Below are 25,684 nucleotides of genomic sequence, written 5' to 3' on the forward strand. Positions count from 1 at the left end.
TCACGATAATGCTATAATGTAATCAAGTGGAGACGAGGAACAGCGATGGTTGCGGTCGAAAAACGCGTGTGGACTCCCGAAGAATATCTCGCCTATGAGCGCGCGAGTCAGGAACGGCACGAGCTGATCAACGGCGAAATCCGGTTGATGTCGGGCGCGAGTGAAGAACACGTCACCATCGTCATCAATACGGCGTCGAGTTTACACAGTCAACTGCGCAAACGTCCGTGCAAAACCTATGCGAGTGATTTGCGCGTCAAGCTCAAAGGCAACGCTTCGTACGCGTATCCCGATGTCGTCGTAGTCTGTGGGGAGCGGATGCTAGAGGATGACAAGTTCGACACACTCCTCAATCCCACGGTGATCTTCGAGGTGTTATCCCCCTCGACTGAGGTCTATGATCGCGGGCGAAAGTTTGAATTTTACCGGGCGCTGGACTCGCTTCAGGAATACGTCCTCATTGCCCAAGATCGACCGCATGTCGAACACTACCGTCGAGCGGACGACGAGTGGATATTGCAGGACTTCGATAGTCTAGAGAGCACGCTGACACTCGCATCAATCGAATGTACGCTCACATTAGCGGACATCTACGAAAAGGTTGATGTCAGCAATCCACCACCGCTTTTTCCCGCCCCAAGCGGAACCCCCGAATAAAACAAAACCGGGACACAAGCGTGTCCCGGTTTGTTTACAGCGCTTGCAGCTTCACCCAAAAGCCATCCAACCGATTACCCTTGAAGCCAATCTGCTGAATTTCGTAGGGCAGGCCGCGCCGCTTGACCTTCGTCAGCCACGCACCGAGCCGGACGCGCGTTTGCGTCTCCGCCCGCAGCAGCTGGCGCGGCTCAATCACATCACCGCCGACCAAACGCTCGACCTCCGGACGCACGACCTGCGCCCAAATCCACTGGCGCAGCAGGCTGTCCGCGAGGTAGTAGCGGAGCACCGCGCCTTCGCGGAGCGGCGTCATCACCGCGGCAAGCGTGCGTTCAAGATCGGTATCCAGCGCCGCCAGATTGCCCAGATAGATGATCGTGTTCAGCAGCGCGTCGATCAGCGCCGGGTCAGCCTGCGCATCCCACAGCGCCACCCGCTGACCGAGCGTGAAGCAGGCTTCGACGCGCTGCGCGGTCAGCCGGGCGTCACCGCGATGGGCGATCAGGCTAACGTTGGCGATCTCCGGGTCGTTCACGCGCAGCACCCCCGGCCAATCCAGCGTGATACCCGCGTCCGCGCAGAAAACGGCCAGCGGATGCCCTTCGTTGAGCGCATAGGCCATCTGCATAGGCGTGGGCTGACGCGCCGCTGTAGTGCGCGCAGCAATCGCCGCGAGATGCGGCTGCACATCAAATGTCGACATGGCGTTATTTGATGGGAGTGGCTTCGCGGCACAGCGGGATCACGTCGTTGTTCAGGTATTCGTGCACCAGCGATTGGAAGTGATGCACGCCGTTTTCATGCCGCGCGGAGAAGCGCCCCCGGTTGTAGGAGCGTGATTTCAAGCCCTGCTGCACGTATTCGCAGATTTCGATGTCCTCGTACTGGACTTCGTCCGCGAACTTGACCATCGTCTCTATACCGGCCTGATCGATGTCGTGCTTGAAGTACCACTCGAACGTCAGCAGCGTCTTGTCGTGACCCTGCGGGCGCACGATGTTGACCGACAGGTTGTCCGGGTACTCGTCGATCATGAAGTTGGGGAACATGACGTGATAGCGGATCTTGTCTTCGGGCAGCGGGTTGACGTAACGCCGCTTATTCGGGTTGCCTTGATTGGCGGGCTTAACTGGCACCCATTGAATGCTGAAGAAGCGGTACGTATCCACGTAGTACTCGTCGAGGTTCATCTCCCGGTTAAGGCCGGGGTGCGCCATCGGCACGTGATAGCCTTCCGCGTAATTATCGAGGTAGACTTTCCAATTGCAGTTGATCAGGTATTCGCAGCGTTCGACGAGCGTCCAACCATCCCAGCGGATACCGCTCACGCGCGTGAATTCGTCGCCCCACATAGCGGCGAGCGCGGGCGCGTCATCATCGAGATTGATGAAGACATATGGCCCCCAGGTTTCGGTGCGAATCTCGTGCAGACTGAAGCAGGCCGGATCAAAGCTCGGCGTCTCTTCCATGCCCGGCGCGCGCAGCAGTTGACCGTCATGGTTGAACGTCCAGCCGTGATACAGGCATTGGAACGACTTGCGGTTGCCTTTACCGCGCGCAACGACCCCGGCGCGGTGCGGACACACGTTGTAGTAGGCGCGTAATTTTCCGGTTTGATCTCGGGTGAGGACGATGGGTTCGCCAGCGGCTTCGCTGGTCAGATAATCGCCGGGCTTGGCGAGTTCATCAGTGCGGGCGACGGCTTGCCACGTTCGGGCGAAAATGGCATCCTGTTCACGTTCAAAAACCTGTGGATCGAGGTACCAGCTGGCGTCGAGGGTTTGGGCGCTGGCAACTTCCGGCTGAAAAGACTCATTCGTCCACAACTTCTGCATTGGACTCCTCTTGTGTCCCGTAACGCCACGGACACCCGCGTATCAGACTTAGTTAACTCTCCCCAAGTGGCTCACATAGCCACTTTCTCAGTCTGAATTCTACCCCACCCCACCCCTCTGTAAAGTGTATGTTTGCTGAATGTTTGTTCGCCTGTCCGCCTTTAGTCGCAGGTGGAATTCTGTCCATCTTCGGATGTTCAGATCGGCTGGTCCACGCTTTAATAGGGGTATCGTGAAATGAAGGACGTAAACGCGCATGTTCGCTCAGCTAAAGACGGTTGAATCGATTCAGAAATTGATCAGTACATGGGAACACGCGGCGGTGCCCACCGTCGATGATCCGCTGCAGCCGCTGCTCCTTGGCCTGAATACGTACATCAACCATGATCTGGTGTTCGAACTGGCGAACAATCTCGCGGTGAACGGCGACACGCTCACGCCGAAGGGTCGGCAGCGCGACCGCCGTACTTTTGACGCGGTCATCGCCGCGATCAAGACGCTGGTCATGGACGTGTATCAGCGCGTGAGTGAACGCGGCTGCGCGCTGGACCTCGATGCGTGGGTGCTCGAAGACTTGATCGACGGGTGGAGCGAAACGGTGTGGAAGCACACGGAAGCGCTGCTCCGCAGCCGCAGTCAGTTTGAAGCCGAAGCGATTCGCTTTCAGGTGGATCGGCGTACCATCAAACGAGCGGAGGGAATCCGCTGCGCGCGGCTGAATCGCCGTGCGGAACAGGCCGCTTAAGGGGTAGAAACTTCTACCCCTTTTTTGTGCCGATTGCCCGCTGAGTTGGCCGCCGCTACAGTACCGCAAAGAACGCCATGAAGATTACCACGTCCTGCAAGAAGTGGATGAACCACGACCACCACACCCCTTCCGTCTCCTGAATCGATTTCGCCAGCAGCCACCCGATGAACCCAGCCATCAGCACGCCGACCACGCCGCCCGGCGTGCCGAAGTAGTGCGGCAGCCCGAACAGCAGCGCCGAAATCAGCGCGACCGCCGAGCGCGGCACCACGCCTTCGAAGCCGACGACGACCGTGAAGCGCGTGATTGCTTCCTCGGTGAAGGCGTTCAAGGCCGCGAAGATCAGAATGAACGGGGCAAAGTCGATCACCGCGCTGCCGACGGCTGACAGATCGCCCTTGAGCACATTCAGATACAGAAAAACCGACGTGACGAGGGTGATCACGATCGCGAAGTTGATCCCGACACCGCGCCACGTGTCCTTCGCGTTGATGCCGAGCGCCTTGACCGGGACAGGATGCACTTGGCTGTTGCCCATGCGGGCAAAGCGCCGGAAGTTGGTTGGGAACAACACATAGGTGATCAGCAGGTTGACGAGCGCCAGGGCCAGCGCCAGCACCTGATACTTAATATCCAGATCGACGCGGAGAACGGGATGCAGCTCGGGCAGAGCCGCCGCCTGGATGAGCGGACGCAGCACGACCAGCAAGCCAATACTGGCGGCGGCGACGACGAGCAAAAACAGGCTGCGCGCCCGGTGATTCGTCTGCGTGTTGGCGCTGATGGTGGTCATACGGTCTCCTTGTGGTCACTAGAACTGTGCTTGCACCAGCTTGATCGTGTCGTCGAGCCATTCGACGTACAGTCGTTCTGACCGCTCACCCGCCTGCCGCACAGCCTCCCAGAGCAGCGCGTCTTTCGCCAGTGCGGGATTCTGCTCTACCGCCAGCTTGATGATCTGCGCGCTGGCAGCCATGCCCTCCAGCGCCTGCTGATGCAGTGTGCGCTGCAGATGGAGCTGGGTCAACAGGGCGTCCTTGTCGATCTGCGCGGAAAAAAACAGCTTGAGCAGCAGCGGCTCTTTCGTCGGCTCAACTTCCGTCAACGGTTCGGCCAACCAGCGGCGCAGCGCCGCGCGCCCCGCCTCGGTGATGGTGTACACGCGGCGATCCGGGCGGTCTTCCTGCGGCTGCACTTCCGAGATCAGCAGCCCGTCCCCTTCCAACGTTTTGAGCGTCATGTAGATCTGGCTCAGTTTGGCGTACCAGAAATGCCCGGTGGAACTGTCCATGAACTGCTTGAGTTCGTAGCCATTCATCGGGGAATAGTTCAGGACGCCAAGCAGTGCGAATTTCAGCATTACTCAAATCCTTATATATCAATCTTGATATATCATAGTTGATACATAGGGCGGGAGTCAATTCGAAAGCAGGAAATTTACATTTTTCACACAACGCGTGAATCAAAAAGGCGATCTTAAAAGATCGCCTCTCTGAGCTTTGGGCAATCGGCCTTACGGCATCAACGACTGTTCCGGCGCGTAGTCGATTTCCTTGAGCGTCGTGACAATGCCATCCCACGTCGCGGGGGTATCCCACTCCACGGTCACAACCTTGGTCAGCTTGTCACCTTTGACGGTGTACACGCCCTGCTTCTGAGACAGTTCGTTGACGATGGTCTTGACGCAGCCATCGCAGCCAATGTTGGGAACAACAAACGATTTGCTTTCCATATGAGTCTCCCTCCTACATAATTCAGACGTCGTGAACCGCCTCAATCTTATCGCAAAACGGACTGAAGTTCTGCCCGCACTTGATCATCGGTTTCATGTGACAGTTGTTCAGATAGACGAGCGTAGCTGCGCATCCCGCCGATTTGACCGAGTGCCCACGCCGCATGTCCGCGCACCAGGGGACTCGCATCGGTCAGCAGCGCACTTAACGCGGGGATGGCGTCGTCCAAACCCCAATTTCCCGCGGCGATACACGCGTTGCGCACCAACCGCTCCCGTTTGATGCGCGCAATCGGTGACCCGGCGAACCGCGCCGCAAAGCCTTCCGCATCCAGCGCCAGCAGATCGAGCAGCGGCGGCGCAACCCGATCCCACGCACTCGGATAGAACGCACTTTCGTGAGTTGGTGACGCGAAGCGATTGAACGGGCACACTTCCTGACATACATCGCAGCCGTACACCCAGTTGCCCATCAGCGGGCGCAGGTCGCGGTCAATCCAGCCTTTGTGTTCAATCGTCAGATAGCTGATGCAGCGGCGCGCGTCCAGCACATGCGGGCGCGGAAAGGCGTTCGTCGGGCATGCGCGCAGACAGCGCGTGCATGTGCCGCACATCGTCGGCGCGAGCGTTGACTCGTCGTAGGTGTCGAACGCGAACGTGGTGAGGATTTCGCCCAAGAAGAAGAAGCTGCCGCGCTGCGGATGGATCAGCATGGTATTTTTGCCGATGAAGCCCATACCCGCCGTCTGCGCGTGGCTCCGTTCGAGAATTGCGCCCGTATCCACATACGCGCGGTGGTGTGCTTCTGCGCTCATCCACGCCGCCAGCGTGTCGAGGCGCGGCGTGATCACCTCATGGTAGTCCAGACCCCACGCATACGACGCGATGCGCCCGCGCGCCGAATCGGCCAGCAGATCAGGGGGCACATGGCTGCGATAATCCAGCCCGACGATCACCAGTGAGCGCACGCCCGGCATGATCACGCTGAGATCGCGCCGCCGCGCCTGCCGATCCGGTCGCGCCATGTACGCCATCTCGCCGTGCATGCCCGCATCGATCCAGCGCAAATAGGCATCGAGCGTCGGCGACGGTTCCGCCTGCGTGATCCCCACGAGGTTAAAGCCCAGTTCCAGCGCCCGCATTTTGAGGCGTTCACTGGAAAACAGAATATCAGTCATACGATTTGGCGATGAATTCCCGCTCGCTTCGGGCATACAATACGGTCAATTCATTTTTGCACACCGGAGGTCAGCATGACAGGGGATGTTAAGCAGCGCTTCAGCCAATACGCGCATGGCTACGTGACCAGCGAGACCCATTCGCAAGGACATGATCTGGATCGGTTGATCGAGCTCGCCCAGCCGCAGCCGGACTGGGTCGTGCTCGATGTCGCGACGGGCGGCGGCCATACCGCGCTCAAGTTCGCGCCGCACGTCGCCAAAGTCATCGCCAGTGACTTCGCGCCGCCCATGCTGGCGGAGGCCAAAGCCTTCATCGAGAGCAAAGGCGTGACCAAGATCGAGTTCGCCGACGTCGATGCGGAAAACATGCCTTACCCCGACGCCACGTTCGACCTCGTCACCTGCCGCGTCGCGCCACATCATTTCGCCGACGCCTTCAAGTTCGTGCAGGAAGCCGCGCGCGTGCTCAAGCCGGGCGGTCTGCTGCTGGTGCAAGATCACCTGAACCCGGACGACGACAAAGCCGCCGAATATCTGGAAGCCTTTGAACGGCTGCGCGACCCGAGTCACAACCGTGTGTTCAACAGTTATGAATGGCAGGGGCTGTATCTCGACGCCGGGCTGACCGTCGAGCATTGGGAGCGCATCAGCCGCGAGGCGAGTTTCACCAAGTGGGTCGAACGGCAGGACTGCCCGCCCGAGGTGCGCGAACGGCTGGAGATCATGATGATCCAAGCGCCCGATCCGGTCAAAGAGTGGATGAACTTCCAGTGCGCGGGCACGCCCGACGCGACGCTGGATCACGCCTACATCATCATCCTCGGCAAAAAGCCGATGTAAAAGTGCAAGATTCAATGCAAAGACGCGAAGACGGTAAGGCGCAAAGTAGGTCATTTACTTTGCGTCTTCGCGCCCTAGCGTCTTTGCGTTAGATCTTTTCGTTTTTCTTTACCGTGTAGAGACGGCGACCGCCTGCGCGATCGCTTGCAAGGCGTCGAGGTTGCCCGTCGAAGTCACGCCGCGGATCGCCACAAAGCGCCCGTTGTCCATCGTCAGCGCGACGAGGAAGCCGTCAAAAGCCGTGCCCCGATACGACATCCGCGCCGCCTCGCGCCCATCCAGCGTGAAGAATTCGGTCGTGCTGCTGTCAGGGTACAGGCCGCGCAGCAGCAGTTCGAAGTCCGCGACCACGCTCTGCAGCCCGCCGACATCCTGCCGATCGGTCGGCGTGCCGATGAGCACTTGCAGGGCGACTGCGCCCTCTTCCGGCGTCGGCTGTTCGACCTGCAAATAGTCCTGCGCCCGTGGCGTATTGCCGAGGAACAGCACGCCGCCCGTCTCGCTCGGCGAGAAGATGCCAACTTCCCAACCGTTCGGGTAATTCAGCGTGAACGTGCCTTCCGCCGGGGCATATTCTTCTTCGACCAGCACGACGCCCGCCCGCGCGCAGTTAAGCTCTGCCGCCTGCAGCGCTTCCCGCGCAGTGATCAGTGCCCGGAGCGCGTCTTCCGGCGTTTCATAATCCGCATTCAGCGACTCAATTACCGCGGTCAGGTCACCGGGACACGTCGCCGCATCCTGCGCGCTCACCGGGAAAACCGCTGCCAGTCCAACCAGCATCACCAGTAACAACAACCCTTTACTCATACCCCATCTCCTCTGATTCCAAATTACAGTTTTGCGGACGCGATAAATCGCGTCCCTACGAGAAGAACTGTCTTTGTGTAGGGACGCCATTCATGGCGTCCGCTGTCTCCAAACAGACCTCACGCTGTCCTACTGAACTCATCTTCAGGCATCGTACTCTAGAACGCCTATCAGCCAAAGGACGAGGAAAGCCTCTTTCTCTTTTGGCAGCTTTCTGACAATGGCTTAAGCAGCTTTCCGAAAGTCCGTGTGTAGGGGCAGACCTGTGTGTCTGCCCGTTTTCGGGCGCACACACAGGTGCGCCCCTACATCTATTCGTGGATTTCTTTCGGGAACCTCCTCTAGGAGAGGGGTGGGGGTGAGGTTAGCCAACCAGCCCCTCCAGCACCTCTGCCGCCCGGTCAACGCCGCCGCGTGACTGCATATCGGCGGCAAACTGTCGCGCGGTCGCCAGCACGTTTTCATCCGTCGCCAGTGCCTTGACGCCCTGCATCAGCAGTCCCTGCCGCACCTCGTGCGCGGTCAGCTTGATGCCAACCGCCGCTTGGGCTGCCCGCCGCGCCTGCCCCTGCTGATCGGCAGCGTGCGGCACAACCAACTGCGGCACACCGTAGATCAGCGCGGCGTGCGTTGTCCCCATACCGCCGTGATGCACCATCACACGGGTACGCGGCAGCACATGCGCAAAGCTCACCCAGTTGAGCAAGCGCGTCGAGGGCGGGAGCGCCGCTTTCAACTTGGCTTTCTCCTCCGGCGTGACCGGATTCCAGCCAATCACCACAATGGGCACGAGCCCGGCGCGATACGCTGCCTGCGCCGACCACGCGAAGAAGCCGAGATCGCCCGTGAACGTCGTGCCGAGCGTGATCAGGGCGAGCGGCGCGCTCTCCGGGATCTGCGTCAGCCACGCGGGCGGCGCATCGGTCGGCGCATCGGGCAGCCCGCCGAAGAACTCGTTCTGTTCCAGCAAATTCGCCTGATCGGCAATGAACCAATCCGGCGTGAAATAGTTCAGATGCAAATGCGGGCTGACGATCGACGGTGTCGCCCCTTTGGCGAAATTCGTGCCCGTCACACAGAAGCGGGCATACAGCCGTTCCAACCGTTCGACGCTGTCCCGCGCCAGTTCTTTCTGCACGTAGTACAGCGACTCCGCGTTGAGATCGCGCATCGCCGGCCAGCCCGCGACCGCCAGCGGCACATCAAGCCGTTCTGCGGCTAGAGCTGCCGCGCTCAAAAACGGGTCGGTGATGATCACATCGGGCTGGCCGCGTTCTGCCGCCAGCGCCAGCAGCGACTCCACCCCTGCACCGACCAAATCTTCGGTCAGCCACGTATCCAGCGCGCGGCGGTAGCGCAGCATGACCGCTTCCTGCGGCGGGATCGTCGTGAGATCGGGCGCGGGCGGGGGCGGCCACAGCCACCCCGTATTGGGCACGGTCGCAAACGGAACGCCGCGTTCGGTCACCGCCCCGCCGATCCCCGCCTGACTGACCCATATGACATCATGCCCGCGCCGCATTAACGCCTGCGCGGTCTTCAAAAAACCGCCCCAATCCGTGTGACTGAAGAGGGGCGCGGAAACACACCAGAAGGTTGCCATATCAACACTTACTACTCGGGCTGCGGCTAAAAGTTCAACTGAGAGACCAAAACCGAGGCACAAAAGCTTAAATATGTCGATTAGTATAGCCAATTCCTGTCACATGTCACGATACAAACTGAATTGCCTATGTCATATTAAGGGCGTATCCATCAACGGATTCACATACTATATTCGAGGTTGACCATGCGCCAAGTTCTACTGGGCTGCGCCTCGTTGATCCTGCTCCTCGCCGCTGCTTGTGCGCCGGGTGATCCCGGCAGCACCATCAAGGGAGTCACGTACAACGCGCAGCAAATCGCTGAGGGCCGCACCTACTACGAACAGACCTGCGCCGCGTGTCACGGCGTCGACGGTGAGGGGCAGTTCCCCGATGCGCCATTCGAACCGGACGAGACCGGGCGTCTCGGTGCGCCGCCGCACAACCCAACCGGGCATACGTGGCATCACAGCGACGAGCTTTTGCTCCGTTACATCACCGACGGCGGCTTTGCCGACCCCAACAATTTTTACACCATGCCGCGCTGGGACAGTTTGTATACCCGTGACCAAGCCGCGCTGATCATCGCCTACATCAAAACGATGTGGACGGAAGAGCAGCGCATCTACCAGCAGCGCGTCACCAACGAAGAAGAAGCTTTGGTTGCCCAGACGCAGCCGTAAATAGGAGTTTAGGACATGTCTGCAAAAGCTAAAACCGCCCCCTCCGCGAGGCCTGCCTAAGAACACGGTCCTGATCGCCGTCGGGGTGATCGCCGTAACGGTGATCCTCATTGGATTGGTGCTCGTCACCAGCCAGAGCACTCCGCCCTACGTGCCGGAAGTGCAGGGCGCACCCCACGCCGAAGTCGCTACTACCGTGATTGATCATGGTGATATGCAGATGGAAGCGTGGGCGGAAAGCGTCTACACCATCCAGAACACCGGCAGTCAGACGCTGCGCATTCTGGAAGAACCGCGCGTCGAACTGGTGCAGGGCTGCTGCCCACCGCGCGCCATCGTCAGCCAGATGACGCTGCGCCCCGGTGAGCAAACGACTATCACGCTGCGCTACACCATGCACAACATGATGGGCGGGCCACACGAATTCCGCGTCCACGTGCCGACCAACGACCCGACGCAGAGCACCATTCTGCTGACGAGCTTGTCCAATTGGATTGAGTAGCCGGTACTTCTCCTTTCCAGCCTGCTTCGAAGCGGCGAAGGGCGCCGAAACTGCGGTGTGGCGCGTCCCTCTCCCAAGGGCGAGGGGATTTGGGGTGGGGTCAAGGGGGCAGCGACCTAACTCCGCTTTTCCCCGGCCAGCCATGCGGGTTGGATCTTCCCTTGGGGCATGTGCAGCATCGTGTAGAGCTTGTGCGCCTCATCCCAACTCGCCGCCGCTTCGGCGGGGTGATCGGTCATGGCTTGCTGCCGACTCCGCGCGGTTAAAGCTTCCGCCAACAAACGCCGCAGATCGTTCTTGCGCGCCAAGGTGATCGCCTCGTGCAGATAGGTGTCCGCCAGCACCGGGTCATGGCGTCCGAGCGCGACCTGCGCTAACCCGGTCAGTGCCGCCGTGATCAGCTCGACACGCTCGGTCTCCCGCGCTGTCGTGAGCGCCAGATCCAGCAGTTCGGCCGCCGGGTCGATGTGCGCCAACGCGATCAACGTGTTCGCCTGATTAATGCGCGCGGTCGCCAGCCAATACGGTTCGTTCAACTCGGTGAGCAGCGTGACAGCCTGCTGATGATAATCGAGCGCGGTCGCATAATCGCCGAGCGCGTCATGCACCAGACCGAGGTTATCCGTTTGCACCGCGGAATGCAGCGGCAGATTGAGTTCACGGCTCAACTGGAGCGCCCGCTCAATCGTCGATGATGCCCGGCGCGGTCGCCCCACATGCAGCAAGAACCAACCGTAGTTGCCCGACCGTGTCGACTCCCCAATCTTATCGCCGAGGCGATCCGCAATCGTGATCGCCTCGTTGAAAAACGCGTCCGCGGATTCCACGTCGCCGACATCGGCATACGCATTCGCCGCATTGGAGAGCACCAGCCCGCGCGACTCCAGATCCGTCTCATCGACCGAGTTGAGCAGCACCAGCGCTTCTTCGTAGTCTTTCATGGCGCGCGCGTACTGCCCCAGCGACTTACGCGCATTTGCCACATCACACAGCAGCCGCGCCGCCTGCGCCGCCGCTTTGTGCTCCTCGTAGATCGCCAGTGCCGCCGTCCATTCATGGATCGCCGAGAGCAAATCGCCCAACTTCGCCTGCGTCAAGCCGAGATCCCGCCGCGCCTGCGCCAATTCCAACGGTGATTTCGCCGCTTCTGCCGCCTTGATCGCCCGCTGATACGTGCGGATCGCCGCGTCGGTCGCGCCGCTGTTGGCCTGCGCCGCCGCCAGACTGCGCAGCACTTCGATGTCGACGGGTTCGGTCGCGCTGGCTGCTTCGAGATGCGGCAGCGCGTCGAGATGCTTACCCGCCGCGCGCAGCACCACGCCGAGCGTGCCGCGCGCCATCCGCGTGACCTTCTCGACATTGAGTTTTTCTGCCGCTCGCGCCGCCGTCTGCGCATAGGTGATCGCTTCGCCAGTTTCATGCAGGCTCAGACAGATGCGGCTCAGGTCACACAACAGCAGCACATAATCGACGGTCGGCACATCCGGGTTGGAGAGCGCCAGCGCCCGCCCATAGAGCTGCTTGGCTTCCTGATGCCGTCCTTCGCGCGCCGACCGTTTGCCGAGCACCGCCGACCATTGGCGTTCGTCACGGCGGCTGCCGATATTCTTGGCGAGATTCAGCGCCCGTTCGAGCAATTGCTGCCCTTCGACCTCGTGTCCACTTTCGACCAGCGCCTGACCGAGCAAGCCCACGATCCGGCTGCTCTGCTCGACATCGCCCGCCGCATTGATTTTCGCGACCGCGTCACGCAGCAGATGCGCCGCGTAACTCGCGTTGGCTTCACCCAGATACATCTCGCCCAGTGCGCCGAGCACGCGCCCTTCCAGATCATCAACCCGTACGTTGCGCGCATGGCGCAGCGCCAGCTCAAAATCCGCGCGGGGCGATTCACCGCGCGCTGCGGTCAGTTTGCCGCGCGCCAGCACGATTTGTCCTAGCTGGTGATCGTTTTCGGCGGTTTTGTACTGCGCCGCAATGACCGCTTCCGCTTCGTCCAACTGTCCCAAGCGCAGCAAGCAGCTTGCGCGCGCCATCTCTGCCGTGACGATGAAGTCGCGCTGGCGGGCATGGCCGGGCGTGGCGGTCGCCAATTCGACCGCGCGGCGATACTGGGCGAGCGCCTTCGCCTCATCCTCGGCGAACACCGCGGCGCGCCCAGCGTCGAGGGCATCCTGCACCTTACGCGCGCCATCGCCGCCATTCGCTTTGAGCAAGTTCTCAGTCCATTTCATCTCGTCGCCATGTCTTTCGCAGTGCGAATCCCCAACCTATTGTAGCGGCGGGGCGGGGTGAAAATCAAAACGGGCTGATCGCTCAGCCCGTCTGGGGGAAATAAGTCTAGTTTGTCCGGTTAGCCGGAGCGTCTCGCTTACGGGTAGATCCCGCGCGTTTCGAGAGCATCGGCCACCCGCTTAATGGCGAGAATTTGCGCGGCGGTACGCATGTCGACGCCGTATTCTTCGGCGGTCGCTTCCGTCGCGTAGTAGCTGCGCGCCATCGCGCGCTGAAGCTGGCGGTAAACCTCTTCCTGATCCCAGAAGAACGCCTGCAGGTCCTGCACCCACTCGAAGTAGGAGACGACCACGCCACCCGCGTTCGCCAGAATATCCGGCACGAGGAACACGCCCTTGTCGTTGAGAATGTCGTCGGCGTCTGGCGTCGTCGGGCCATTCGCGCCTTCGACGATCATCTTCGCCTTGACCTGATTGGCGTTCTTGCCCGTGATCTGGCCTTCCATCGCGCACGGCGCGAGGACGTCGCACGGCAGCGCCAGCAGTTCGGCATTCGTGACTTCGTCGCCGAGCGCGCTGCCTTCCAGCGTGCCATGTTCAGCGTAGTAGCTGCGCACTGCGGGCATGTCCAGACCATTCGCATTGTACAGGCCGCCGCCGACATCGCTCACGCCGACGATCTTGAAGCCGAGCGAGTGCGCGAACGAAGCCGCATTCGAACCGACGTTGCCGAAGCCCTGGACGACGATGCTCGTCTCGCTGGACGGCTTGCCGAAACCGTGGCCCTTGAGCGCTTCGACCATGCACGCGATGACGCCGCGGCCCGTCGCTTCGTTACGACCGAGGCTGCCGCCGATGTTGATCGGCTTACCGGTCACAATCGCCGGGACCGAATAGCCGACGGTCATGCTGTAAGTATCCATAATCCACGCCATGACCTGCGGGTTCGTGCCCATGTCCGGCGCGGGGATGTCCATTTTGGGGCTGATTAAAGGAATGAGTTCGGCTGTATAGCGACGGGTCAAGCGTTCGAGTTCGTCCCGGCTGAGCGTCTTGGGGTCGACGACCACGCCGCCCTTGGCGCCGCCGTAGGGGATGTTGACGAGCGCGCATTTCCACGTCATCCACATGGCCAGCGCGCGAATTTCGTCGAGGTTCACGGCGAGGCTGTACCGCAGGCCACCCTTCGACGGGCCGAGCACGGTGCTGTGGTGAACACGATAACCCGTGAACATTTCCACTTTCCCATTATCGCGGCGAACCGGGAAGTTCACCGAGAACTCGCGGCGCGGATAGCGTAGGAAATCGGCCACCCCATCATCAAGGTTCAGGTAGCGGACAGCGCGATCAAATTGCGCCAGCGCGGTACCGTAAACGCTCGGTGTTTGCTCCTGTGGGGGGGTGTTATATGCGACCACCATTACCAATACTCCTTTTCCGGATGCGACCGGTTTCGTTTTGTCTATTTTGTAGGGATCAAATCCCTTATCTATTGGTCAGTATATATGAGCTTTTGTTCAGCGAGAAGTGATTTAACTCACCTCTCATATATGTTGCACATCCGTTGAGGGAATACATTTAGGCACATTGCATCATAAAGAAAATTAGTGAAATTTAGTACGAAGTCGAGATAACTCTGTGGCGTAGGGGAAACATAGAGCGAACGTTATTGTGCTGCTACGCTATTCGCAGCAGAGTCAGGGGCGTATTGCTTCACAGGGAGCTCACCAAAGCTTGATCATCAAGCTCATCCGGAATGAACCAACTTTCCAGCGCTCGCGACTAAACCAACAGGGGCCACATGAAAACGTTTCGATGCCTTGTTCTCTTATTGTGTGTGTTGTGTTGCTCACAGGTCAGGACGCAAGCGCGTGACACAGATGAAGCGCTCCTTGTTTCTCAGGTGGAATGGTCTCAAAACCCGAGTGCAATACTGGTCACATTGCGCGAAGGCGGATTAACGGTGATCGATCCGGCGACACACCTGATTATCATGGACGTTCCGGGCGAACTCACCGGCCCAATTGAGGATGCAGCGCTCCAGCCAAACGGGTCACAGATTGCTACTGTCGATCGTTTTACCGGATTGAACATCTGGGATATGCACACAGGCAGTTTAGTCTATTTTGATCGCGACCTTATCGTTGCTTGGCGTGTCGCTTGGAGTCCCAATGGTCAGTACCTTTTGGTGAGTAGCATTGATGAGATGGTTATGCGCGATGCGCGTGGTAACCCATTATTTTCGCTACCGGGTGCGCCCGAAGATGTCCCGCATGTGGAATTCAGCCCGAATGAGCAGTATCTTGCCCTCGGATTTACGTATAGGCTTGAAATCTATGATCTGACACAGCGCCAGTCGCTGATTTCAAACATTATTCCCGGTTTTCGACACTCAATCCAGTGGAGCGCAGGTGGTAGCATTATCCTTGCAGCCTATAACAGACGCGACGCGAAGGAAATTTCTACCGTGTTGTGACCTTCGATCCGATTACAGGTGAACGTCTACATACATACTCAGGTTTTCCCAACGAGCTGACATCTGCACGTTGGAGTCCCGATGAAACGCAAATATTGGCGACGAGTGTCGATGGAACAGCTTATCTTGTCGACGGGGAGTCGGGCAGCATTACACCGATTTTTACGACGACTGTTCCGCTGCTGTCAGCCGATTGGAGTCCCTATGGCGGTCAGGTTGCTATTGGCGCACCCGCAGATTCGGAAGCAATGCCAGCGATAGATGGCGATGACACAAATCCTGCCGATTTGCCCTTACAAATCGTCGTCCCCGATCCGTCCCTTGAGCGTCTGCGCTCCATCGCCGCGCTGTGTGATGCGCCGCTGCCCCTTCCCAACGCCGCTCAAGCAGATCAACTGCGCGAGTTCGTGGCACAAGTCGAGGCACTGCCCGTCGGGAGTATCCCGCCCGCCTGCGCCGCCGATCTGATCGCGGTCGCAAGGGCAATTCCGCAGGAGCAGTAGCAGCGCCCAGCCCCCTTTCCTCTTTCCGAAAAGAGGAGAGGGGGCTGGGGGTGAGGTGTACTCGCTACACCTTCTCGCCGACGTAATGGCGCAGGAATTGCCCGGTATAACTCTCGTCCACCAGCGCGACCTCTTCCGGCGTCCCGGTGGCGATCACATAGCCGCCCGCGTCGCCGCCTTCCGGCCCCATGTCGATGATCCAGTCCGACACCTTGATGATGTCGAGGTTGTGCTCGATCACCAGCACCGTGTTGCCGTTGTCGACCAGCTTTTGCAGCACGCCGATCAAGCGCTTCACATCGGCGGCGTGCAGCCCCGTCGACGGCTCGTCGAGGATGTACAGCGTTTGCCCGGTCGCGCGCTTCGACAGTTCGCGACTCAGCTTGATACGCTGCGCCTCGCCGCCGCTCAACGTCGTCGCGGGCTGACCGATGCGGATATAGCCGGCCAACCTCATCGAGTGTGCGCAGCTTCGACGCAATCGCATTGATGTTGGTGAAGAACTCTACGCCCTCGCTCACCGTCATGTTGAGGATGTCGGAGATGCTCTTGCCCTTGTACTTAACCTGTAACGTCTCGCGGTTGTAGCGCGCGCCGTGACACACGTCACACGTCACGTACACATCCGGCAGGAACTGCATCTCGATTTGCAGCACGCCCTGCCCTTCGCACTTCTCGCAGCGCCCACCCTTCACGTTGAAGCTGTAGCGCCCGGCGGTGTAGCCGCGGATCTTGCTTTCCGGCAGTTCCGCGAACAGCGTGCGGATCAGGTCGAACATCTTGGTATAGGTCGCCGGGTTGCTGCGCGGCGTGCGCCCGATGGGGCTTTGATCGATGTTGATGATCTTGTCGATCTGCTCCAGCCCGTCGATGCGCTCATGCGCGCCCGGTTTCTCGCGGCTGCCGTTGAGTACCTGCGCGATGCGCCGGTACAGCACATCCACCATGATGGAGCTTTTGCCGCTGCCGCTCACGCCCGTCACGCAGACCAGCTTACCGAGCGGGAACTCGACATCGACGCCCTTGAGGTTATTCTCACGCGCGTTGCGCACCACAATCGACTTGCCGTTGCCGGGGCGCCGCTTGGCGGGCACATCAATCGACAGGCGACCAGAGAGGTACGCGCCCGTCAGGCTATCTTCGACCTGCATCACTTCTTCTGGCGTGCCCGCCGCGATGACATGGCCGCCGTGCTCACCCGCGCCGGGGCCGAGGTCGATCAGGTAGTCGGCGGAGCGCATGGTTTCTTCGTCGTGTTCGACCACCAGCAACGTATTGCCGAGGTCGCGCAGCTCTTTGAGCGTCTCGATCAGCTTGCCGTTATCGCGCTGATGCAGCCCGATGGACGGCTCGTCCAGCACGTAGAGCACGCCCGTCAGGCGACTGCCGATCTGCGTGGCGAGGCGAATGCGCTGCGCTTCACCGCCGCTCAGTGTGCCTGACGAGCGCGCGAGGCTGAGGTAGCCCAAGCCGACATTGTTCAGGAACTGCACGCGCGCCTCGATCTCGTTGAGGATTTGCACGGCGATCTCCTGCTCACGGTCGCTGAGCAGCGCAGGCGTGCCATTGCGTCCCCGCAGATCCGTCACCCACGAGACCAACTGCGTCACCGGGAGGCGGCTCACCTGATGGATCGCCTGCCCGGCGACCGTCACCGCGAGGTATTCCGGGCGCAGACGGTGACCGTTACACGCGCTGCACGGGATCTGCGACATCAGCTCTTCGATCTTCTGGCGGATGTAGTCGGATTCCGTCTCGCGGTAGCGCCGCTGCAAATTGTTGATGATGCCCTCGAACGCGGTGGTGTATTCGCGGTGATCGCCGCTGCTCGACGTGTAGCGCACGCGGATCTTCTTGCCGCCCGTGCCATACAGGAACAGGTTGCGCTGCTCGTCGGTCAATTCGCGCCACGCCGTGTTCAGCGGGACGTGGAACTCGTGCGCCACCGAGCGCATGATGTTGCCGCCCCAACTGCCATCTTCCATGTTCCAGCCGTTACCCTCAATCGCGCCCTCGTTGATCGTCAGATCAGGGTTCGGCACGACCAGCGTCGGATCGATCTCTAACCGGAAGCCCAACCCCTGACACTCTGGGCACGCGCCCTTCGGCGTGTTGAAGCTGAACGAGCGTGGTTCGATCTCCGGGATGCTGCCGTGACCATTCACGCACGCCAGATGTTCGCTGTAGAGCGTGTCCAGCGGCGGGTCGTAGCTCATATTGCTCACGGTGATCACGCCGCCGCCCATTTCCAGCGCCGTCTCGACCGCGTCGGTCAGGCGCGTCTCCGCTGAGCGCGCATCCTCCGACTCCGCGTCGTCGTAATGGCGAATCACCAGACGGTCGACCACCACTTCGATGTTGTGGATGCCGTAGCGATCCAGCGAGATGTCTTCTTCCAGTTCGCGCACCACCCCGTCGACGCGCACGCGGGCGAAGCCGCCCTTGCGCACATCTTCGAAGACCTTTTCGTGATTGCCCTTGCGATTCTTGATCACCGGGGCGAGCACCTGAATGCGCGTGCCATCCGGCATCGCCTTGATCTCGTCGACGATCTGCTGGGCGCTCTGCGCGACGACTTCTTCACCGCAGACCGGGCAGTGCGGCACGCCAATGCGGGCGTACAGCAGACGCAAATAGTCATAGATCTCCGTCACCGTGCCGACTGTTGAGCGCGGGTTGTGGCTCACGCCCTTCTGGTCGATGGAGACGGCGGGGCTCAGCCCTTCGATCTGGTCGACATCCGGCTTTTCCATCTGCCCGAGGAACTGGCGCGCGTACGCGCTCAGACTCTCGACGTAGCGCCGCTGACCTTCCGCGAAGATGGTATCAAACGCCAGCGAGGACTTACCCGACCCTGACAAACCCGTGATCACCACGAGCTGGTTACGCGGAATCTCGACATCGATGTTCTTCAGATTGTGTTCTCGTGCGCCACGCACGATGATCTTGTCCTGCTGAGCCATTTAGCTTGCCCCAGTGGAAAATGTGTACATTCGTTCTAACAATTGTAGTCCTGTGGAAGGTGTGTTGCAAACATCTATTCTACCCCTCAATGATTAGAGGGGCATTGGATGTGATGGAGTCAATTGGATGGAAAAGGCTACTCCACTTTTGGAAAAATCTCGCGGATCGGCACGCTGAAACCCGGCAGCACGCCACCGCCCGTCAGCATGTCGTTGATGGTCAGGAGATGGCGCTCGCTTGGCGTCAGCACTTCAACGAGCTGCTGGCGCGGATAGACGATCCACACGATTTTCGTCCCGTGTGCCAGATAGTAATCGCCCTTCTCTTGCATGAACCTATCGCTTTGTTCCGGCAATTGAACTTCAACAGCAATTTCGGGCATGTACGGAACAAAGCCCTCACGTAAAAGTGTTCGCCCTTCCTTGAGGGTGAAAGATATGTCCGGAGATCTCACATTTAATGGATCGGTAGGCAGTGAATATTCGATACTGAATCCGGCCCAACCGACTGGATTTTCGCGCAAATAGATGCCGAGTTCACCGCCAAGCTGCGCCTTAATCACCCCTTGCAGCATCGTTGGCAATTTCTCAACCAACTGCCCATCAATCAACTCAAATCGTCGATCTGAGTTTTCTGGTGCGCTAACAAAACGCGCAAAATTGTCTGCTGTCATAGTCCCCCTGTTCACATTATATGGGAATGGCGTTTTGATACAGGCAGCAATCAAAAAGGACGAGGCATGCCTCGTCCCTACTCAGTCCTTGAACCTCAGTCCTGTTTTTAGCTCGCGGGCGTCGGCGTCGCCTCGACCGGGGCGGCCTGCGCGTTGGGATCCGGCGTCTGCGGGATCGGCGTCGGCCACGGCGTATTGGTCGGCGTCAGGGCGATGATCGTCGCCGTCGCTTCGATGTTCGGCCGCTCGGTGCTGATCGTCACGTAGTTCATCCAGCGCGTGACCATCACCCACGTCCGACCGGGGCGCATCATGATCGGCGTGTTGTCGCCAAACATGACCTCCAGCGCGGTGCCGGGTTCGCGGTCGCGCCGCCGCCAATAGCCTTCCCAGTACTGACCATCGCGCAGCAAATACGCGCGTCCGGTATCCCACAAATTGATTTGCTGCGACGCCGAACGGCTCTCCGACTCAAATAGGTCGGGGCGTTCTTCATGCGGCACTTCGATCACGATGACATTATCCGCCCACAACTGCTCACCGTCCGCGGCGTCAAAGTGCGGCGCATTGTCAGTGTAGCGGACATACGTGTTGGTCTCTTCGCGATACTGCCAGCGCACATCGATTTGCCCGTAGTACTCGACATGCAAGTCGTTCGCGGGTTCGCCGCCGGGACTGGGCGTCTCGCTGAACGCGAAACCACGCGCGCGGTAGCCCGTATTCACGCCACGGCGCGTCGCGCGATCCCACAGCACATTCGTATCGAGATACAGCGTGTGCTCAAACGGGCAGATCGCCATTGGGGAAGCGGCAGAAACCCGCCTCTTCGCAGTTATCGCCAATCGACGGCGAGATAATTTGCAGTGACCAATCCTGATGCAGCAGCAGATTCTGTACCGGTTCGCTCGCGCCGGAATAGGCGAACAGCGCCTCGTACATCGGCACGAGTTCCATATCCATCAGGCGACCGCTGCGCACGGGGCCAACATGATCAGGCGCGTTATTGCGGAAAATCGCCGCTAAGCGCGTCACGCCGCCTTCGACTTCGTATTCGTAGACGACATCCGCCTGATTAATGCCGCTCTGCGGGCGCACAATCGGCGGGTAGTTGCTGATTTTGACGATCAGGTTGCGGCGGTTGCGCGCCTCTTCGTTCGGGTACGGCAAGCCCGTCAGCGGACTCACGCCTTCCGGGTAGGACACCGGCCCAACCGGAGTCGGCGTGGGCGTGAAGGTGGGCGTATCCGTCGGGGTGTTGGACGGCGTGAACGTTGGCGTGAACGTCGCTGTGGGCGTCAGGGTCGGCGTGGGTGTCAGCGTAAACGTCGGCGTGTTGGACGGCGTGAGCGTTTCGGTCGGCGTCGCCGTGGGGCCAGACGGGGTGTTCGTCGCGAAGGAGATGGCGGTTGGCGATGGGGTGTTCGTCCCCGGCAGCGGATCCTGATACGCGTCAATGTCCTGAGGCGCGGACGCGCTCACGGAAAACGCCGCGACCACCAGCGTGATGACCGTGACCGCCATGACGAGCGAAAAACGTCTTGTCCGGTGCATACGATTCCTTACGATCCAATGAACAAAAAGTGCCCGTTTGGGCAGCGGGGAGAAGTATACGCCGCGCGTTTGGGCTTGCACAGGGGATTTTGGTCAGCGTTGAGAAGGCGTAGGGCGAACTAAGGTGTGAAACAAAGAGGACGAAGCATGAGGTCATTTCAGAAGCGACCTATTATCTAACCTCACCCCTAAATCCCCTCTCCCAAGGGCGAGGGGACTTAAGCGCTTTCACTCCCCTCTCCTCTTTTCGGAGAGGGGTCGGAGGTGAGGTTAGCTCTTTTCACCAAATTTGAACGAGGCTCAGCGCCTCGTCCTGATTTGGTGACTATGTTGAGCCTACTTTACCGCGACGGCACAGCCTCCCATTCGGGGACGGGACGGCAGCACAGCACGAGCTGCTTGGCGGCGCGCACTTCGTCTACGCGCCCCACGGGCGTGACGTGCGGCGCATCGTGCAGCAGTTCGGGCTGCGTCTTCGCTTCCTGCGCGATGGTCTTCATCACGTCGATGAACTGGTCGAGCGTCGCCTTATCTTCCGTTTCGGTCGGCTCGATCAGCAGGGCTTCCGGCACGATCAACGGGAAGTAGTTGGTCGGCGGGTGGATGCCGTAATCCATCAGGCGCTTGGAGATATCGAGCGCGTGCACATCCGGCGCTTCTTTGAAGTGCCCTTCCATGACGAACTCATGCGCGCAAATGCGATCATACGGCATCGGGTACACGCCGCGCAGGTTGGCGCGCACATAGTTCGCGTTGAGCACGGCATGCCGGGACACTTCCTTGAGCTGATCGCCATACGTCGCGATGTAGGCGTAGGCGCGCACATGCATGCCAAAATTGCCGTGGAACGCCTTCAGGCGGCCGATCGACTTGGGCGGCATGACCAGCCCGTAGAGCGGCGCTTCTTCGTCCGCGGTCGGCGCTTCGGTGATTTCGACGACGGGGCCGGGGCGGAAATCCTTCAGCTTGGTGTTGACCGCCACGGCGCCACAGCCGGGGCCGCCGCCGCCGTGCGGCGTGGAGAACGTCTTGTGCAGGTTGTAGTGCATCACGTCGAAGCCGAGCTCGCCCGGCTTGACAATGCCGAGCAGCGAATTCATGTTCGCGCCGTCCATATACATCAGGCCGCCGCAGGCATGCACCAGCTTGATGACATCGACGATGTGCGCTTCGAACAGGCCGAGCGTGCTCGGCACGGTGATCATCATGCCCGCGACGGTGTCGTTACAGGCGGCGCGCAGCGCGTCCAGGCTGACATCGCCATTTTCATCCGAGGGCAGTTCGACCACTTCCAACCCCGCCATACTGACGGTCGCCGGGTTCGTCCCGTGCGCGCTGTTCGGCACGAGGATCTTGGTGCGCTTGGTATCGCCGCGATCCAGATGATACTTGCGGATCATGAGGATGCCCGCGAGTTCACCCTGCGCGCCCGCAGCGGGCTGCAAGCTGACCGCGTCAAACCCCGCGATCTCCGCCAGCCATTCCTGCAGCGTGTACATCAACGCCAGCGCCCCCTGGGCCGATTCATCATCGGTCAGCGGGTGCAGATGCGCAAACCCGGGCAGGCGCGCGACATCCTCATTGATCTTCGGGTTGTACTTCATGGTGCATGAGCCGAGGGGATAGAAGCCCTTGTCGATGCTGTGATTGAGCGAGCTCAGGTTGACGAAGTGGCGCACCACCTTCAGTTCGCTCACTTCGGGCAGGTCGAGTTCATCGCGCAGCAGATCAGCGGGCAGCGCGCTGGTGGGCACATCGCAGTCGGGCAGCTTGACGCCGACGCGGCCTTTGACGCTGATGTCGTAAATCGTATCCATCGTTACTTCACCTCGCCCAAAATATCGACCAGTACGTCGATCTCGGCCTTCGTATTCATTTCGGTGACGCACACCAGCATGCGGTCATACAGGTACAGGTAGTCGCGTCCCAATTCGTACCCGCCGATGATACCTTCGGCGAGCAGCACCTCGTTGATTTCGCGGACCGGGCGCGGGCACTTGACCACAAACTCGTTGAAGAACGGTTTGGACTGGTCAACTTCGTAGCCGGGGATCTTCGCGATCTGGGTGGCCGCGTAATGCGCCTTGTGGTAGTTGAGTTCCGCGGCTTTTTTCAGGCCGTGCTTGCCCATCAGCGACAGGTAGACGGTCGCCGCCAGTGCCAGCAAGCCCTGATTGGTGCAGATGTTGCTGGTCGCCTTTTCCCGGCGGATGTCCTGTTCGCGCGGGCGCAGCGTCATGACATAGGCTTTCTTGCCCGTCTTGTCGACCGTTTCGCCGACGATGCGTCCGGCAATGCGGCGCATCTGCGCCAATTTGGTGGCAAAGAAGCCGACATACGGCCCGCCGTAGCTCAACGGAATGCCGAGCGTCTGGCCGTCGCCAACGACGATATCAGCGCCGAGTTCGCCGGGGCTCTTGAGTAGCGCCAGCGCCAGCGGATTCGCCACAAACACGAGCAGCGCGCCCGCCGCATGAACTTGATCCGCCAGGCCCTTGAAATCCTCGATCTGGCCGAGGAAGTTGGGATACGCAACAGCGAACATCGCCGTGTTGTCGTCGATCATGGCGACGAGGTCGCTGAGTTCCGCCGCGCCTTCATCGCCCACAAACGTCACGTCGTTGCCCTGATGATAGGTGCGGGCGACCGCGCGATACTGCGGGTTGATGTACGGGCTGAGGATGACTTTGCTCTTCTTGCGGCGGCTGGCTTCCAGCGCCACAGTGACGGCTTCCGCGAGGCTGGTCGCGCCGTCGTAGTGACTGGCGTTCGCACCGTCCATGCCCGTGAGCTGCGAAATCATCGTCTGGTATTCGAAGATGGCCTGCAGCGTGCCCTGACTGACTTCGGGCTGATACGGCGTATAGGCGGTGTAAAACTCACCGCGCAGCAGCATATGATTGACCGCGGCGGGCGTGTAATGATGGTACGCCCCTGCGCCGCGGAACAGGCTGAAATCGTAGGCGCTGTCATTCGACTCCGCCAGCGATTGCAGCTCCGCGAGGACTTCCATTTCGCTGAGCGCGGGCGGGAGATCGAGTTTCGGGAATCGGTAGGCCGCGGGGACTGCTTCGAACAAGTCCTCGATGGTCGGTACGCCGATTGCCGACAGCATTTGCTGACGTTCTACATCGGTATGCGGGATATAGCTCATGGATGCCTCTACAACTATCTTGAGGACGAGGAACGCCTCGTCCCGGCAGTCGGAATTCGTTCGTCGGGACGCGATGAAGAGGGTGTCTAATCCCCCTCACCCCTTGGGGGGGGGGGGGGCGGGGGGGGGGGGCCCCGGGGCTTGCGCAGCAAGCAGGGTGAGGGGTAGCGCAAACGCTTTTTTACATACCCTTTGAACCGCGTCCGTTGGGTAACCTCACCCCAACCCCTCTCCTAGAGGAGAGGGGCGCGGTATGCTCAGATTAACTGGCTTTACGCGCGCGCGTCGACATGCGCGGTATAGGCGGCGGCGTCCAGCAGATCCGGATTATCCACCGACCCCGTTACCTTGAGCTTGACGATCCAGCCATTGCCATACGGGTCGCTGTTGATGGTTTCCGGGCTCTTGCGCAGCAGGTCGTTCACTTCGGTGATCACGCCTTCCACGGGGCTGAACAGGTCCGAAGCCGCCTTGACCGATTCGACGACGCCGAAGGTGCCGCCTTTGGGCAGGTTCGTGCCGACTTCGGGGAGATCAACGAAGACGATGTCGTTCAACTGGTCTTGCGCGAAATCGGAAATGCCGAGCGTAGCCGTATCACCCTCGATGCGAATCCATTCATCACTTTTCAAGTACTTCAGGTCGGACGGAATGTTGAAAGCCATGATCTCTCCTAGAAATAAAAAAGCACACAGGTTAGGGTGCTGTGTGCCTCTGTCGCGAACGGACTTCAGAGTTCATGCGATGGACGCGTCCTGTAGCCTGAGAGTTTCGCCATCCGTCCAGCGTGACGGATGACTTGCACCTTCGGCGTCCCGTCCCATCAAGGGCGGGCGCTCTCCGCGACCATCGTGAATTGATGAAATTCTACAGAACTACACTTGTTTTGGCAACTGAGCCGCATTACCACCAATCCACTCGGTCAGGGTCTTGGTGACATCCGCCGTCAGCTTGAGATTGAAGCTGAGGTAGCCGGTCGCATCCGCGACGAAGGTCGGGCGCACGATGAGCGAACCGTCGGTATGCAGACCAAGTGCGAGGAAGGCGTTCCCCGTGCCAACCTGCCGGGTGGTGTTCAAGCCGTCAACCGGTTGAATGTGCGAAAGGATGCGGGTGAATTCGCTGAAGCGGGGACGCAGGGCAAATTCGAGCGCGTTCAGGCTTACGGAGATCGCCAGATGATCGCCCTCGCGCCGCATGGAGATCTGCGTCTGCTGCACGGGGTCGGCGCTGGAGGTCAAGGAGAGAAGGCGGCTGTCATGGTTGATGTGGGCGCGGTCAACGGTCAAAAACTGGCGCATGGGGTCTTACTCCGGGGCACTGAGGCGAACAAGATGGCGGGGATGATACCGCCGTCTACTTAATATGACAAACGTCTCTATGAAGCGATACAAGTGTCACATGGGATCGTGAAGGATTTCTCATACTATATAGGTGTCGCCTAAAAATTCAAGTTTGACGACTTCCATGTCGGTCTTAACCCATGGAGTTCGTGCGCTGCCTTCCTAAACTTCCGCACCTTCTTCCCCTATCGAAAGCCTCGCCTAGTGAGGCGGAG

General features: G+C 59.9%; 24 protein-coding genes, 1 pseudogene and 1 riboswitch. Of the genes and pseudogenes, 7 read left to right on the top strand and 18 right to left on the bottom strand.

The genetic code is table 11. The features are described 5' to 3' along the window. Window positions 1-45: 45 nt before the first annotated feature. Entirely contained in the window at window positions 46-657 is a 612-nt protein-coding gene (locus IPK17_RS16805) for a Uma2 family endonuclease (protein ID WP_343418846.1), read from the top strand. A 34-nt stretch (window positions 658-691) separates the two neighbouring features. On the opposite strand, the gene IPK17_RS16810 is transcribed toward IPK17_RS16805, so the two are convergent. Both IPK17_RS16810 and IPK17_RS16815 read right to left on the bottom strand, forming a co-directional pair. Beyond that, the gene (locus IPK17_RS16810) at window positions 692-1,363 is read right to left on the bottom strand and encodes a hypothetical protein (protein ID WP_343418847.1); all 672 of its coding nucleotides are present in this window, start codon (window positions 1,361-1,363) and stop codon (window positions 692-694) included. A gap of 4 nt (window positions 1,364-1,367) precedes the next feature. Continuing rightward, window positions 1,368-2,495 (bottom strand): aromatic ring-hydroxylating oxygenase subunit alpha, encoded by a 1,128-nt coding sequence (locus IPK17_RS16815; protein ID WP_343418848.1) that lies wholly within the window; start codon window positions 2,493-2,495, stop codon window positions 1,368-1,370. A gap of 256 nt (window positions 2,496-2,751) precedes the next feature. Between IPK17_RS16815 and IPK17_RS16820 the strand changes: the two genes are divergently transcribed. Next, window positions 2,752-3,240 (top strand): DUF5995 family protein, encoded by a 489-nt coding sequence (locus tag IPK17_RS16820; RefSeq protein ID WP_343418849.1) that lies wholly within the window; start codon window positions 2,752-2,754, stop codon window positions 3,238-3,240. A gap of 55 nt (window positions 3,241-3,295) precedes the next feature. Here the strand turns inward: IPK17_RS16820 and IPK17_RS16825 are convergent, their stop codons facing one another. From IPK17_RS16825 to queG, 4 genes are all read right to left on the bottom strand, one after another. After that, complete coding sequence (locus IPK17_RS16825; protein ID WP_343418850.1) at window positions 3,296-4,036, bottom strand: CPBP family intramembrane glutamic endopeptidase; 741 nt, start codon at window positions 4,034-4,036, stop codon at window positions 3,296-3,298. A gap of 18 nt (window positions 4,037-4,054) precedes the next feature. Next, window positions 4,055-4,603, bottom strand: a complete 549-nt coding sequence (locus tag IPK17_RS16830; RefSeq protein ID WP_343418851.1) for a PadR family transcriptional regulator — start codon at window positions 4,601-4,603, stop codon at window positions 4,055-4,057. A 153-nt stretch (window positions 4,604-4,756) separates the two neighbouring features. Continuing rightward, entirely contained in the window at window positions 4,757-4,975 is a 219-nt protein-coding gene (locus IPK17_RS16835) for a heavy-metal-associated domain-containing protein (protein WP_343418852.1), read from the bottom strand. Window positions 4,976-5,022: 47 nt separating this feature from the next. Continuing rightward, window positions 5,023-6,153 carry a tRNA epoxyqueuosine(34) reductase QueG gene (queG, locus tag IPK17_RS16840; RefSeq protein ID WP_343418853.1) on the bottom strand — a complete coding sequence of 377 codons (1,131 nt, stop codon included), beginning with the start codon at window positions 6,151-6,153 and terminating at the stop codon, window positions 5,023-5,025. Between the two features lie 75 nt (window positions 6,154-6,228). Between queG and IPK17_RS16845 the strand changes: the two genes are divergently transcribed. Continuing rightward, window positions 6,229-6,996, top strand: coding sequence for a class I SAM-dependent methyltransferase (locus tag IPK17_RS16845; protein ID WP_343418854.1), 768 nt, complete (start codon window positions 6,229-6,231; stop codon window positions 6,994-6,996). A 108-nt stretch (window positions 6,997-7,104) separates the two neighbouring features. On the opposite strand, the gene IPK17_RS16850 is transcribed toward IPK17_RS16845, so the two are convergent. Both IPK17_RS16850 and IPK17_RS16855 read right to left on the bottom strand, forming a co-directional pair. Further along, complete coding sequence (locus IPK17_RS16850; protein ID WP_343418855.1) at window positions 7,105-7,803, bottom strand: hypothetical protein; 699 nt, start codon at window positions 7,801-7,803, stop codon at window positions 7,105-7,107. A 364-nt stretch (window positions 7,804-8,167) separates the two neighbouring features. Continuing rightward, window positions 8,168-9,406: a glycosyltransferase gene (locus IPK17_RS16855; protein ID WP_343418856.1), complete on the bottom strand. Its 1,239-nt coding sequence runs from the start codon at window positions 9,404-9,406 to the stop codon at window positions 8,168-8,170. Window positions 9,407-9,592: 186 nt separating this feature from the next. Here IPK17_RS16855 and IPK17_RS16860 point away from each other — a divergent pair, with 186 nt between their 5' ends. Together IPK17_RS16860 and IPK17_RS16865 are read left to right on the top strand one after the other, a co-directional pair. Continuing rightward, a complete protein-coding gene (locus tag IPK17_RS16860; RefSeq protein ID WP_343418857.1) occupies window positions 9,593-10,069 on the top strand; it encodes a c-type cytochrome in 477 nt (158 codons plus the stop codon). Between the two features lie 85 nt (window positions 10,070-10,154). Further along, window positions 10,155-10,571, top strand: coding sequence for a DUF1573 domain-containing protein (locus IPK17_RS16865; protein ID WP_343418858.1), 417 nt, complete (start codon window positions 10,155-10,157; stop codon window positions 10,569-10,571). Window positions 10,572-10,687: 116 nt separating this feature from the next. On the opposite strand, the gene IPK17_RS16870 is transcribed toward IPK17_RS16865, so the two are convergent. Then, window positions 10,688-12,805, bottom strand: coding sequence for a tetratricopeptide repeat protein (locus tag IPK17_RS16870; protein WP_343418859.1), 2,118 nt, complete (start codon window positions 12,803-12,805; stop codon window positions 10,688-10,690). A gap of 137 nt (window positions 12,806-12,942) precedes the next feature. Beyond that, window positions 12,943-14,226: a Glu/Leu/Phe/Val family dehydrogenase gene (locus IPK17_RS16875; RefSeq protein ID WP_343418860.1), complete on the bottom strand. Its 1,284-nt coding sequence runs from the start codon at window positions 14,224-14,226 to the stop codon at window positions 12,943-12,945. A gap of 542 nt (window positions 14,227-14,768) precedes the next feature. Between IPK17_RS16875 and IPK17_RS16880 the strand changes: the two genes are divergently transcribed. Both IPK17_RS16880 and IPK17_RS16885 read left to right on the top strand, forming a co-directional pair. Then, a complete protein-coding gene (locus IPK17_RS16880; protein WP_343418861.1) occupies window positions 14,769-15,281 on the top strand; it encodes a WD40 repeat domain-containing protein in 513 nt (170 codons plus the stop codon). A 95-nt stretch (window positions 15,282-15,376) separates the two neighbouring features. Continuing rightward, the gene (locus tag IPK17_RS16885; protein WP_343418862.1) at window positions 15,377-15,784 is read left to right on the top strand and encodes a hypothetical protein; all 408 of its coding nucleotides are present in this window, start codon (window positions 15,377-15,379) and stop codon (window positions 15,782-15,784) included. Window positions 15,785-15,848: 64 nt separating this feature from the next. Here the strand turns inward: IPK17_RS16885 and uvrA are convergent. The 8 genes and pseudogenes from uvrA to IPK17_RS16925 all read right to left on the bottom strand — a co-directional run bounded on the left by uvrA (window position 15,849) and on the right by IPK17_RS16925 (window position 25,427). Beyond that, a pseudogene (uvrA, locus tag IPK17_RS16890) lies at window positions 15,849-18,747 on the bottom strand (excinuclease ABC subunit UvrA). Between the two features lie 137 nt (window positions 18,748-18,884). Then, window positions 18,885-19,421, bottom strand: a complete 537-nt coding sequence (locus IPK17_RS16895; RefSeq protein WP_343418863.1) for a Uma2 family endonuclease — start codon at window positions 19,419-19,421, stop codon at window positions 18,885-18,887. A 107-nt stretch (window positions 19,422-19,528) separates the two neighbouring features. Beyond that, window positions 19,529-20,221, bottom strand: coding sequence for a DUF3048 C-terminal domain-containing protein (locus tag IPK17_RS16900; protein ID WP_343418864.1), 693 nt, complete (start codon window positions 20,219-20,221; stop codon window positions 19,529-19,531). Beyond that, window positions 20,202-20,972: a DUF3048 N-terminal domain-containing protein gene (locus IPK17_RS16905; RefSeq protein ID WP_343418865.1), complete on the bottom strand. Its 771-nt coding sequence runs from the start codon at window positions 20,970-20,972 to the stop codon at window positions 20,202-20,204. The genes IPK17_RS16900 and IPK17_RS16905 overlap by 20 nt, the downstream gene beginning before the upstream one ends. Window positions 20,973-21,313: 341 nt before the next feature. Then, complete coding sequence (gene gcvPB / locus IPK17_RS16910) at window positions 21,314-22,789, bottom strand: aminomethyl-transferring glycine dehydrogenase subunit GcvPB (protein ID WP_343418866.1); 1,476 nt, start codon at window positions 22,787-22,789, stop codon at window positions 21,314-21,316. Between the two features lie 2 nt (window positions 22,790-22,791). Further along, the gene (gene gcvPA / locus IPK17_RS16915; protein ID WP_343418867.1) at window positions 22,792-24,126 is read right to left on the bottom strand and encodes an aminomethyl-transferring glycine dehydrogenase subunit GcvPA; all 1,335 of its coding nucleotides are present in this window, start codon (window positions 24,124-24,126) and stop codon (window positions 22,792-22,794) included. A gap of 272 nt (window positions 24,127-24,398) precedes the next feature. After that, window positions 24,399-24,791, bottom strand: a complete 393-nt coding sequence (gcvH, locus tag IPK17_RS16920) for a glycine cleavage system protein GcvH (protein WP_343418868.1) — start codon at window positions 24,789-24,791, stop codon at window positions 24,399-24,401. A 75-nt stretch (window positions 24,792-24,866) separates the two neighbouring features. After that, window positions 24,867-24,980: riboswitch (glycine riboswitch) on the bottom strand. A gap of 21 nt (window positions 24,981-25,001) precedes the next feature. Next, window positions 25,002-25,427, bottom strand: a complete 426-nt coding sequence (locus tag IPK17_RS16925) for a hypothetical protein (protein WP_343418869.1) — start codon at window positions 25,425-25,427, stop codon at window positions 25,002-25,004. Window positions 25,428-25,684: the final 257 nt, after the last annotated feature.

It is taken from the genome of Candidatus Flexifilum breve (genome assembly GCF_016713355.1).

Excerpts from the sequence above, each read along its gene's own strand:
- IPK17_RS16900 (WP_343418864.1), bottom strand. The coding sequence starts at position 20,221 with ATGGCGATCTGCCCGTTTGAGCACACGCTGTATCTCGATACGAATGTG.
- IPK17_RS16850 (WP_343418855.1), bottom strand. The coding sequence starts at position 7,803 with ATGAGTAAAGGGTTGTTGTTACTGGTGATGCTGGTTGGACTGGCAGCG.
- IPK17_RS16925 (WP_343418869.1), bottom strand. The coding sequence starts at position 25,427 with ATGCGCCAGTTTTTGACCGTTGACCGCGCCCACATCAACCATGACAGC.
- IPK17_RS16845 (WP_343418854.1), top strand. The coding sequence starts at position 6,229 with ATGACAGGGGATGTTAAGCAGCGCTTCAGCCAATACGCGCATGGCTAC.
- IPK17_RS16830 (WP_343418851.1), bottom strand. The coding sequence starts at position 4,603 with ATGCTGAAATTCGCACTGCTTGGCGTCCTGAACTATTCCCCGATGAAT.
- gcvPB (WP_343418866.1), bottom strand. The coding sequence starts at position 22,789 with ATGGATACGATTTACGACATCAGCGTCAAAGGCCGCGTCGGCGTCAAG.
- IPK17_RS16835 (WP_343418852.1), bottom strand. The coding sequence starts at position 4,975 with ATGGAAAGCAAATCGTTTGTTGTTCCCAACATTGGCTGCGATGGCTGC.
- IPK17_RS16825 (WP_343418850.1), bottom strand. The coding sequence starts at position 4,036 with ATGACCACCATCAGCGCCAACACGCAGACGAATCACCGGGCGCGCAGC.
- IPK17_RS16815 (WP_343418848.1), bottom strand. The coding sequence starts at position 2,495 with ATGCAGAAGTTGTGGACGAATGAGTCTTTTCAGCCGGAAGTTGCCAGC.
- gcvH (WP_343418868.1), bottom strand. The coding sequence starts at position 24,791 with ATGGCTTTCAACATTCCGTCCGACCTGAAGTACTTGAAAAGTGATGAA.
- IPK17_RS16810 (WP_343418847.1), bottom strand. The coding sequence starts at position 1,363 with ATGTCGACATTTGATGTGCAGCCGCATCTCGCGGCGATTGCTGCGCGC.
- queG (WP_343418853.1), bottom strand. The coding sequence starts at position 6,153 with ATGACTGATATTCTGTTTTCCAGTGAACGCCTCAAAATGCGGGCGCTG.
- IPK17_RS16905 (WP_343418865.1), bottom strand. The coding sequence starts at position 20,972 with ATGCACCGGACAAGACGTTTTTCGCTCGTCATGGCGGTCACGGTCATC.
- gcvPA (WP_343418867.1), bottom strand. The coding sequence starts at position 24,126 with ATGAGCTATATCCCGCATACCGATGTAGAACGTCAGCAAATGCTGTCG.
- IPK17_RS16855 (WP_343418856.1), bottom strand. The coding sequence starts at position 9,406 with ATGGCAACCTTCTGGTGTGTTTCCGCGCCCCTCTTCAGTCACACGGAT.
- IPK17_RS16895 (WP_343418863.1), bottom strand. The coding sequence starts at position 19,421 with ATGACAGCAGACAATTTTGCGCGTTTTGTTAGCGCACCAGAAAACTCA.
- IPK17_RS16860 (WP_343418857.1), top strand. The coding sequence starts at position 9,593 with ATGCGCCAAGTTCTACTGGGCTGCGCCTCGTTGATCCTGCTCCTCGCC.
- IPK17_RS16875 (WP_343418860.1), bottom strand. The coding sequence starts at position 14,226 with ATGGTGGTCGCATATAACACCCCCCCACAGGAGCAAACACCGAGCGTT.
- IPK17_RS16870 (WP_343418859.1), bottom strand. The coding sequence starts at position 12,805 with ATGAAATGGACTGAGAACTTGCTCAAAGCGAATGGCGGCGATGGCGCG.
- IPK17_RS16805 (WP_343418846.1), top strand. The coding sequence starts at position 46 with ATGGTTGCGGTCGAAAAACGCGTGTGGACTCCCGAAGAATATCTCGCC.
- IPK17_RS16820 (WP_343418849.1), top strand. The coding sequence starts at position 2,752 with ATGTTCGCTCAGCTAAAGACGGTTGAATCGATTCAGAAATTGATCAGT.